This is a genomic window from Pseudomonadota bacterium, from assembly GCA_026390555.1.
GTDB lineage: Bacteria > Bdellovibrionota_C > UBA2361 > UBA2361 > OMII01 > OMII01.
In genome coordinates this window covers 1-9,726 of record JAPLFS010000080.1, presented here as the reverse complement: position 1 = coordinate 9,726, position 9,726 = coordinate 1, and the positions used below count along the sequence as shown (strand labels likewise).

Here is a 9,726-nt window from a genome sequence, read left to right as displayed (position 1 = left end):
CGTATTGGTAGGTGTGTTTGTTGGTGTGTCTGTTGGAGTATTAGTCGGCGTATCAGTCGGTGTGTTAGTTGGCGTGTTGGTCGGTGTATTTGTTGGCGTATTCGTAGGTGTGTTAGTTGGAGTATTAGTTGGTGTGCTAGTCGGCGTATTAGTCGGTGTGTTTGTTGGAGTATTAGTTGGTGTATTGGTCGGTGTATCTGTTGGCGTATTAGTAGGTGTGTTAGTTGGTGTGTCTGTTGGAGTATTAGTCGGCGTATCAGTTGGTGTATTCGTTGGCGTGTTGGTCGGTGTATTTGTTGGCGTATTCGTAGGTGTGTTAGTTGGAGTATTAGTTGGGGTGTTAGTCGGCGTATTAGTCGGTGTGTTTGTTGGAGTATTAGTTGGTGTATTGGTCGGTGTATCTGTTGGCGTATTGGTAGGTGTGTTTGTTGGTGTGTCTGTTGGAGTATTAGTCGGCGTATCAGTCGGTGTGTTAGTTGGCGTGTTGGTCGGTGTATTTGTTGGCGTATTCGTAGGTGTGTTAGTTGGAGTATTAGTTGGTGTGTTGGTCGGTGTATCTGTTGGAGTATTCGTTGGGGTGTTAGTGGGTGTGTTTGTTGGAGTATTAGTAGGTGTATTAGTTGGTGTATTGGTCGGCGTATCAGTTGGTGTATTCGTTGGTGTAGCTGTTGGCGTATTAGTCGGTGTGTTTGTTGGAGTATTAGTAGGTGTATTAGTTGGAGTATTAGTTGGTGTATTGGTCGGTGTATCTGTTATTAGTAGGTGTGTTAGTTGGTGTATCTGTTGGCGTATTAGTTGGCGTTTTAGTAGGTGTAGCGGTTGGCGTATTAGTTGATGTTGGGGTTGCAGTAGGTGTGTTAGTTGGAGTCTGAGTTGGTGTATTAGTTGGCGTATTGGTAGGGGTAGCGGTTGGTGTATTGGTTGAGGTTGGGGTTGCAGTAGGAGTATTAGTTGGAGTCTGAGTTGGGGTATTAGTTGGCGTATTGTTAGGTGTAGCGGTTGGCGTGTTAGTTGAGGTTGGGGTAGCAGTAGGTGTGTTAGTTGGAGTCTGAGTTGGCGTATTTGTTGGTGTGTTAGTTGGAGTATTAGTCGGTGTGTTGGTTGGCGTATTGGTAGGGGTAGCAGTTGGCGTATTAGTTGAGGTTGGGGTTGCAGTAGGTGTATTAGTTGGAGTTTTAGTTGGCGTATTGGTAGGGGTAGCAGTTGGTGTGTTGGTAGGTGTATCGGTTGGGGTGTTTGTTGGCGTATTGGTTGGGGTATTAGTTGGAGTATCTGTTGGCGTATTGGTCGGAGTTGCCGTTGCTTCCCATGGTGTAGTTGAATTCTCTAAGGATCCTACGTCGCATTCCGCATTATTTTCTAGGTAACCGTAAATTGGTGTCTCCTGCTCTTGTGCAGATAAATCTGACGGGGCGTTATAGGCGATGAAAAGAGACACGAGTGCCATCACGCAGAGTAGCGCACGTGCGACGTGTCCTCGCACTGAGTCGTCCCTATTCGGGGCACGGCTATATGTATGGGGCGTGTCCGCCCTTCCTAAAGAGCCCATCTTAGGTCTTTAAGTCGGTACTCTTTACCAAATTAATTAATAGATTCTTTGGGTTGGGACAGGCAATCAGTGTTTTACCGCCAATCTACTGAAATAACCTATATTTTCATGCCGGTCGTAGATAATTGTCCAGAATTAGCTCTCTGCTAACTAGCTGATCTGCTATGGAGCTTTAAGCAACAGTTAAGATCTAATGAGCTAAACTGACTCCCTACAGACTGAACTATTTACATGATTCAGATCCGGTAACTATTCACCATGTTTTACCGTTGTGTTCGTTAATGCTTATAGGAAGCTGTCTTTGTACGGAACTGCCCCTTTCTTGACGTCCCCTAATCGGTGACGCTTATTTTAGGGGTGAATAGTTGCAAATCAGCTTAGTTGAAAATCCTTCATAGCCTGGTACACCATTGCAAGCTCACCTTCAGTTATGCAGTACGGCGGCATACAGTAGACAACGTTCCCAAGTGGTCTAATTAACAAACCACGCTCAATAAAAAACTGGAAGGCCTGACGCGCTATGTTGCTCATATACCCGGGCACATCGCCCATGTTTAAATCAAAGGCTAAAATTGTTCCGCATACCCTAGCATTTTCTATGTATCCTATCCTCGAGAGCTCCTCAGCCGCCTCTCGGTGCAGATGCTCTATACGTTTACGTGCTGCCTCGCACTCAGGTGCTACGGTAAGATTGAGCGCTACTAGGGCCACGGCGCAAGCGATCGGATTGGCCGTATAAGTATGCCCATGAAAGAAGGTACGCGAATGGTCACTTGATATAAAACGCTCAAATATCTCCTGCGTACATACCGTTACCGCAAGGGGTAAACTTCCTGCGGTAAGCCCCTTAGAAAGACAGATAATATCAGGAGACAGCAGCAGAGACTCACTCGCAAAGAGCGCCCCAGTTCGCCCAAATCCGGTCATAACCTCATCTGCGATAGAAAGCACCCCGTACTCGTGCGCAATCGCCATGTAACTATCAAGCAGCGCCGCATCGTACATCCGCATTCCACCCGCCCCCTGAACGAGCGGCTCAAAGATAAAAGCAGCTATCTCTTCACTCTCACAAAGACTACGCATATGCGCCAAGGCCGCCTCACCGCCATCAATGGAAACCCTCTCAACCTCAAATAACATCGAATCAAATGGCGCCGAAAATGGCCCTCGTGCACCGACTGCCATGGCACCAAAGGTGTCTCCATGATAGCCACCATCAAGCGCTATAATACGTCTCCTCTTAGAGAGGCCCTGATTACTCCAGAATTGAAGAGCTAGCTTAAGCGCCACCTCACACGCCGTTGAACCGTTATCGGAGAAGAAAATCTTTGCAAAGCCCTGCGGTAAGACCTTAAGTAGTGCCTCTGCTAATGCAACTGCGGGCTCATGCGTAAAGCCAGCAAACATAACGTGGTCTAACGTGGCGAACTGCTTTGCAGCCGCCTTCACCAGCTCCGGATGACCGTGTCCGTGCGTATTGCACCACCATGATGAGATTCCATCTATAATCTTACGCCCATCTTCCAGTATAAGATTACTTCCCTCAGCTGCCACAACGGAAAGAGGCGTTACCCCCATTCCGCTTTGAGTAAAGGGGTGCCATATAACCTCTGCATCGCGCTCGCGCAGGGAACTCACAAGCTATCCAAATTAATTTGCCAGATACTTAAGTGTTGGGACCGAGCCCCACTCAACAAGGGATGGAATAAGGCTCTCTGAGTCTAATGCCCGCTCTAAGAAGTTCTTCTTTTTGTTAGCGTAGACGAGGTTTGGAATCTGGTCGGCCTTGAGCTCAACCTTTGCCAACACCAGAGCCTCACGAGCCGCATCATAGATATCGCCGAAACCATCGACCAGACCGAGATCCTTCGCGTCACTACCGAGCAGGACACGACCATCGGCAAACTTCTCTACCTTATCGACAGAGAGTTTTCGCCCCTCTGCGATAGCCTGAATAAAGTTTTTATGCACCCGAGCCGCTACCTCCTCTAGGAATCTACGATCGTCTTCGGTCATCGGACGAAATTGATTGCCAACATCCTTGAGCGCGCCGCTCTTAATCGTAATCATAGACACCCCTACCTTATCGGCGATAGTAGAGAAGTTCGGCACCTGCATAATAACACCGATAGAGCCGGTCTGAGTTCCAGGCTGACAAAAGATCTTACTAGCCGAGGCGGCGGAATAAAGCCCCCCTGAGGCCGCCATAGAACCCATCGATACAACGATAGGCTTTTCAGCCTTTAAGCGCCGCACCGCATTGTAGATCTCTTCAGAAGGGGCAACGGCACCGCCGGGCGAATCGATCCGGAGCACGATCGCCTTAGTATCCTTATTACGGGCCTCGCTATAGAGCGCCTTTAGCACCTCACTGGCATCAGTGATCACCCCCGACAACTCGATTACAGCGACCTTTGGTCCAAGCGAGCCACTAACCGCGCTCATTGCCCCGCCAACTATCGGCGTAACTACCATGATAATTACGATGATCGTTAAAAGCTTTGCCAACCAGACTTTATATTCGCCCATAAGAGCCCCTTACTAATACGCATTTTGCTATAGTGCTTAATTCAGTACACTCTAGTTAAAGACGAGAAACTGCGCCACTCCATACTTTACCTCACTACCCCCCTTTTCACTCACCCCATTTAGAGCGCATTATCACGATCTAACCTGTTCCGGATCTAGCAAAGAGTTTTGATTATGAACAATACCATCTCAACTATCTCGGAAATTCTTGACGCATCAGCCAAGCTAAAAACTAGCCTAGCCCAAGACCCCTCCTTTCTCTCCTCAGTTTCCGCGGCATACAAAATCATGGCGGAGACCGTTAGCCGAGGAGGCACCATATACGCCTGTGGCAACGGGGGGTCTACGTGCGACGCCATGCATCTGTGTGAGGAGCTGGTCGCTCGCTATAAGCGCAATCGCCCGGGTATTAAAGCGATGCACTTTATGGACCCCTCAGTTCTTACCTGTTGGGGCAACGATGTTGGCTTTGATGATGCTTTTGCTCGCTACGCCGAGACCTTCTGCACAGAGAAAGATGTCGTGATAGGAATCTCAACCTCCGGTAACTCAAGGAACGTTACTACAGCGCTAACCGCAGCAAAGGCTCGTGGCTCGAGCGTAATCGGACTGCTTGGCAGAGATGGCGGAGTGATAGCTCCGCTGTGCAACGCCGCTATTATTGTGCCCTCACAGGCCACGGAGCGCATCCAGGAGGCCCATATCACCGTGATCCATATCTGGTGCGAGCTTTTAGAAACCTTGGCGCTAGAGCTCCCCTAACAAAGGCGCCCCATAATTATACGCGCGCCGCTACCTTTAGCAGCTCATCACTTCTAGCCTCGTTATTAGGAAAGGCCAATTGGACGGTTTTAGCACGCCTAAGAAATAGGTGTAGATCGTACTCCCATGTAAATCCGATCCCGCCGTGACACTGCATCGCAACCTCACATACTAGCGGCCCAAGATCCGCCGCCTGTGAGATAGCTACGCGCGCCGTTAACTGACGCTGTTCCGGTGAGCGCTCAACGCTCCAAGCCGCAAAGCGCACCATTGCCCCTAGCGATTCAGTAGCGGCATAGATATCAGCTAATTTATGCTGAATGGCCTGAAATCCACCAACAGGCACCCCGAACTGCTCGCGTGTCTTTACGTACTCACAGGTAAACTCGATTACACGCTCACATACACCGAAGATCTCGGCCGCCTTGAGTACCTCAAGGAGATTTTGAAGGAGCTCTGAGCTCTCAGCCGAGCAGAGGTAGCAATCGACCTGCTTTAGCTCAAAGGCGCTAAGCGCTGTTGCTAGATCTAACGACGTAATCGGCTTAGTAACTACCCGAGGAGAGCCCAGATCGAAGAGTGCAGCCCGTAGCACCCCATCTACAGGGAGAAACGCCAGTGCTCGACTCGCCCCCTCACCCCCAAATGCCCAGGTAATAGAGCCCGAAACGGTGTGGTGTGTGGCATCGTAGCTAAGATTACAACATTCCTGGGCAGCTATGGCAGCTACCCCACCCGCCAACTTTGAACGATACTCAGCGCGCTCACCCGGCGGCATAAGACGCGCAAGGAGCGCTTGGCATAACAATCTTTCAGCTATCGGTTCCGGCATAAGCGCCCGACCGGATTCACTTGCAAGTAGCGCAAGCTCAACTACCGAGAACGGCGCACCATCTCCGCCAAAGCCCTCCTCAAGCCCTAGTTGCTTCATGGTTAGAAGCAAACCCGCATCGCTGCGCTGCTTAGCAGCGATACGGCTACGGAGATACTCTGATGAAATATGCTCGGCGAAGAAACGCCGAACAAGGTCCCTAAATTCCTGTTGGTCGAGTGAAAGCTGCACGTCGTTCTCGCAATAATGTTACATCATTCCAAGCAAGCCCTTGACCTCCTCTGAGGGCTCCCAGGGTGGGCTAAAGGTGATGTTCACCACAACCTCACGCACACCAGGAATGGCTCCAACCTTGCTTATCACATCGCCCTTAAGCTGTGGACCAGCCGGGCACATCGGCGAGGTAAAGGTCATGTCTATAACAACCTGGCCCTGATCAATGCCGATTCCATATATCAGTCCAAGAAACCAAATATCGATAAATAGCTCCGGATCCTCAACCGTCTTAAGGGCTTCAATGATCGCTTCTCGTGTTGGTTCTGTTGCAGCGCTCTCTGTATTCATACGGGGGAGTTTACATCGTTAAGGGCTTTGCACAACACCGTGCAAAAACCATCTCGTGCCAGGGCAAGTACCAGGGCAATAAAAAGGGCGTGGAGCCTTTCGACCCACACGCCCCCCTAAGAGCAAAAGCTCCTGTCGGATTAGAGAACCCTCTCCTTCAGTGCCTTAGCAGCAGTGAATCTCACCCTCTTTCTCTTTGGGATCGAGATCGTCTCGCCTGTAGCTGGGTTACGTCCCATGCGAGCCTTTGACTCACGAACGTACAACTTGCCAAGGCCCATAAGTGGGATCTTGTAACCCCTCTTAAGGGAATCCATTACAAACAGAGCGATATCCTCAACGATCTGACGAGCCTCGGAACGCTTTCCGAGACCGCAGAACGCGCGGATATTCTCAACGAACTCAGTCTGAGTGTAGCTCAGTGTTGAGGTATTGCGTGGCTTAGTCGAAATGCGAGCCTTAGAAGGTGAAACAGGACCAGCCTTAGCTGCCTTGCTTGCCTTCATAACGATCTTCTTAGCAGGCTTAGCCATCTTCTTTGCCACTTTCTTAACAACTTTCTTTGCGCTCTTCGCTGGCTTTTTTGCCATACGTTTTCTCCTAAATACAAATTGGTAATTATGTACCGCTGTGTTTCGTACATTATCCCCAGATCGCTCGGTCATTACTGACTTTTATACGATCCTTCAACTGGCTGCCGCGTGCAACTGATTGCAGTGCGCAACTGATTACATTGCGATAATGTACGATGTCCACCCTAATTTGAGCCTTGTTTTAAAGCCGTTTATAACGCGACTAGAAAATAAGATCTCGTTTTCAGATGCGAACATGCCAGATGATAGGTATAATTCGAAGCATAGATCAATAATAAATTTTCATCATGACATGCAAAAAGATGCGCCCCTGTAAGCAAAAACACCCACTTCTCCTATTAATGGGGCTTGTAGCCTGTACTCTTCTAGTGCCACTAGTGGGCTTTTTTAGCTCTAATTCGTTGGCGAGCGAGGCACCTGACACAGCCGTTGTCGTAGCCTGTGGAGCCAGTACCGGCATTACCCTACCACTCTCCGATTCATGGCAGCAGGTGCCCATGCAGCAGCCGGACATACTGTGCGCTTTTCGCAGTAAAATCGCGGGTTTCCCTACGATTAACGTGGTCCAAGAGCCGGCCTACGGCGCAACATTCAGACCCGGAATACCAGCGCGAGAACGTCGCATACAGAACAGCTATCACCTGGTTGGTCTGACCGATGCTACCCTGAATGACTCGCACCTTGAGCCCCTCGGCACACTCGAGACATTTCGCACGAAAATTACCTATAAGAACCAGGGGCAGCTAATGGAGGCGCTCCTACTAGAGGCGGAGCTCCCAGATCGCACCTATACCGTCACAATCCTCGATCTTGCCGGTAGCCCAACCACCTCCAAGGCCAGGATGGAGGCCATTCTACGTGGCATAACGATAGCTGGAGCCACCGACCTGGCGCTAAATTCCGCCATAGCCAATCGCCCCACATACCTAGCAAAGATCCTCGTATTAAGCATCTTTATGCTGATCCTACTGGCCGTATTCGGAACTAGGGGTCGCCTCGGCGGGGGCCGATAGTTCTAGGGCAATTAAAGGCCTTCTAAAGGATAGCTGTACCTCTTCGCGAATAGCCATCCCTAGCACTTCCCCCTTTGCCCAAAATACGGCCACGCACTAAACTTGAGGTACGCATGCTTTCTTAGGTTACTCCAAGGTGTCAACTAAAACAGGTCCATCCGTTGCTGCAGTTGAGGCAGATCTCGTCAACTATCTGAACATCATACTTATGGTGATCTCGGTCGCTATAGCGGCCTATCTTCCATTCGAAACATTTCTGATCGCTTATGCTGTGCTGGGCCCCCTGCATTACCTAACCGAGATCTCATGGCTCCATGATCGGGGCTACTTTACCACGGGCTCGCGAGATTGGATCTGGCTAATTGGAGCTACCATTATTACAGCGCTAGGGTTTTTCATTCCAAGCGCGGCTCTGGCCGCCCTTACTACCTTCAGTATTGCATTCACCTTTATAATTTCAGCCGGCATGGTCTTTACTCGTTCCATCAGGGGCAGAACGCTCTTCGCCTTGGGTGGTGCGGTCGCAGGGGGATTGACGCTAGCATGGGGGCCGTTCCTAGCTCTCTTTGCCATCCTTCTTCCAACATTAATCCACGTCTATATCTTTACTGGGATCTTCATCCTCTACGGAGCTCTAAGGGGGCGCAGCTTCTCTGGAGTTCTCTCACTCCTTATCTTCACAGCGGCTCCTATCGTGTGTTTATACGGTATTGATATACCGAGTAGTTATGAGCCCTCCCCGTATATGCTTAATGCTAGCTCCCCCTTTGAGGGGCTTAGGGCTCTAATGATTCCTCTTTTTGGTTTCTCCGAGGATCGCAGCGGGGTGCTCGCATTTATGCGTCTGATGGGGCTCGCCTACTCCTATCACTACCTCAACTGGTTCTCAAAGACCCGCATTATAAATTGGCATAGGGTGTCCCGTACTCGCATAACCTCAATCGTGGTCCTTTACGTTGCCTCTGTTGCTCTGTATGCCGTAAACTATCAGCTTGGATTTATCGTACTACTGACCTTGAGCTTGGGGCATGTGTTACTTGAATTCCCCTTGAATTTTAAAACCATCGCGTCCCTAGTTAGTGCGGGAGTTAGCTCTGTAACTAAGAAGACCTAGAGCGGCCCTTACGCAACCACCTACCTATTGAAAGGCCACTGGAAGATAGCGATATCAGCACCGGCAAGACCAGCAACGTCAACGCTGTTGACGAGATAATCCCTCCGATAACAACAGTTGCAAGGGGCCTCTGAACCTCAGAGCCTGTGCCCTGCGATAGAGCCATCGGCACAAAGCCTAAAGAGGCCACAAAAGCGGTCATTAGTACCGGCCTTAAACGAGAGACCGCGCCCTCTACAAGGGCTAAAGCGGTTGCTATAGAAAAATCAGGACAAAGGGCTCAATAAGTGATAGCACTACCTATACATTTATTAAATACGACGCTGGTTGGAAATGTGCTTCAAAAACTTAGGTAACAAGTCAATTTGTGCGACTTGGTTCGGTTTTATTGCTCTGATACCAACTTTCCCCTTTGCTATAGGTCGATTTTCAAGCATTAGTACGTGGAGTATCTAATACGCTATCTGCGCTATACTGTTAGAGTGCCTTTTCCCCGTAGCGTTGGCTAGCTTTTTTGGATCGCGTTTCGGTACTGTCCTCTGTGATCAAGGGATAACTCTTTCTAATTTCCAATCATTCCTGATTGGATTGAAGATATCAATTCTATCTGCTGTTGGGTGGGTACTTGTGTATCCGTCCCCCCATCCCCATCTCATTTAGGCGCTTAAGACGTTGCCCCAATTATGCGGCAGAAGCTCGTGGATTTTATTTACGGAATGTGCGCGCATGACCTGGAAGATATTTTTGAGCCAGTCATAGGGATTAACTTT

General features: G+C 49.6%; 10 protein-coding genes and 1 pseudogene. 5 read left to right on the top strand and 6 right to left on the bottom strand.

What is annotated here, in order from left to right; all coding sequences use genetic code 11:
- Positions 1-835, top strand: an 835-nt coding sequence (locus NTV65_11155; GenBank protein MCX6115753.1) for a hypothetical protein, incomplete at its 5' end; no start/stop codon positions are given.
- Between the two features lie 235 nt (positions 836-1,070).
- Positions 1,071-1,367, top strand: a complete 297-nt coding sequence (locus NTV65_11150; GenBank protein MCX6115752.1) for a hypothetical protein — start codon at positions 1,071-1,073, stop codon at positions 1,365-1,367.
- Between the two features lie 554 nt (positions 1,368-1,921).
- On the opposite strand, the gene bioA is transcribed toward NTV65_11150, so the two are convergent.
- Both bioA and sppA read right to left on the bottom strand, forming a co-directional pair.
- The gene (gene bioA, locus NTV65_11145; protein MCX6115751.1) at positions 1,922-3,187 is read right to left on the bottom strand and encodes an adenosylmethionine--8-amino-7-oxononanoate transaminase; all 1,266 of its coding nucleotides are present in this window, start codon (positions 3,185-3,187) and stop codon (positions 1,922-1,924) included.
- Positions 3,188-3,199: 12 nt separating this feature from the next.
- The gene (gene sppA / locus NTV65_11140) at positions 3,200-4,078 is read right to left on the bottom strand and encodes a signal peptide peptidase SppA (protein MCX6115750.1); all 879 of its coding nucleotides are present in this window, start codon (positions 4,076-4,078) and stop codon (positions 3,200-3,202) included.
- Positions 4,079-4,252: 174 nt separating this feature from the next.
- Here sppA and NTV65_11135 point away from each other — a divergent pair, with 174 nt between their 5' ends.
- A complete protein-coding gene (locus tag NTV65_11135) occupies positions 4,253-4,840 on the top strand; it encodes an SIS domain-containing protein (GenBank protein MCX6115749.1) in 588 nt (195 codons plus the stop codon).
- 16 nt (positions 4,841-4,856) lie between these two features.
- On the opposite strand, the gene NTV65_11130 is transcribed toward NTV65_11135, so the two are convergent.
- The 3 genes from NTV65_11130 to NTV65_11120 all read right to left on the bottom strand — a co-directional run bounded on the left by NTV65_11130 (position 4,857) and on the right by NTV65_11120 (position 6,826).
- On the bottom strand, positions 4,857-5,903 hold the full coding sequence (locus NTV65_11130; GenBank protein ID MCX6115748.1) for an acyl-CoA dehydrogenase family protein: 1,047 nt from the start codon (positions 5,901-5,903) through the stop codon (positions 4,857-4,859).
- A gap of 18 nt (positions 5,904-5,921) precedes the next feature.
- Entirely contained in the window at positions 5,922-6,236 is a 315-nt protein-coding gene (locus tag NTV65_11125) for a metal-sulfur cluster assembly factor (GenBank protein ID MCX6115747.1), read from the bottom strand.
- 140 nt (positions 6,237-6,376) lie between these two features.
- Positions 6,377-6,826: an HU family DNA-binding protein gene (locus NTV65_11120; protein ID MCX6115746.1), complete on the bottom strand. Its 450-nt coding sequence runs from the start codon at positions 6,824-6,826 to the stop codon at positions 6,377-6,379.
- Positions 6,827-7,116: 290 nt separating this feature from the next.
- Here NTV65_11120 and NTV65_11115 point away from each other — a divergent pair, with 290 nt between their 5' ends.
- A complete protein-coding gene (locus NTV65_11115; GenBank protein ID MCX6115745.1) occupies positions 7,117-7,842 on the top strand; it encodes a hypothetical protein in 726 nt (241 codons plus the stop codon).
- A 136-nt stretch (positions 7,843-7,978) separates the two neighbouring features.
- Entirely contained in the window at positions 7,979-8,956 is a 978-nt protein-coding gene (locus NTV65_11110) for a hypothetical protein (protein ID MCX6115744.1), read from the top strand.
- Here NTV65_11110 and NTV65_11105 read toward each other — a convergent pair.
- Positions 8,943-9,200, bottom strand: a pseudogene (locus tag NTV65_11105) (efflux RND transporter permease subunit). The gene NTV65_11110 and the pseudogene NTV65_11105 sit on opposite strands and share 14 nt — an antisense overlap.
- Positions 9,201-9,726: the final 526 nt, after the last annotated feature.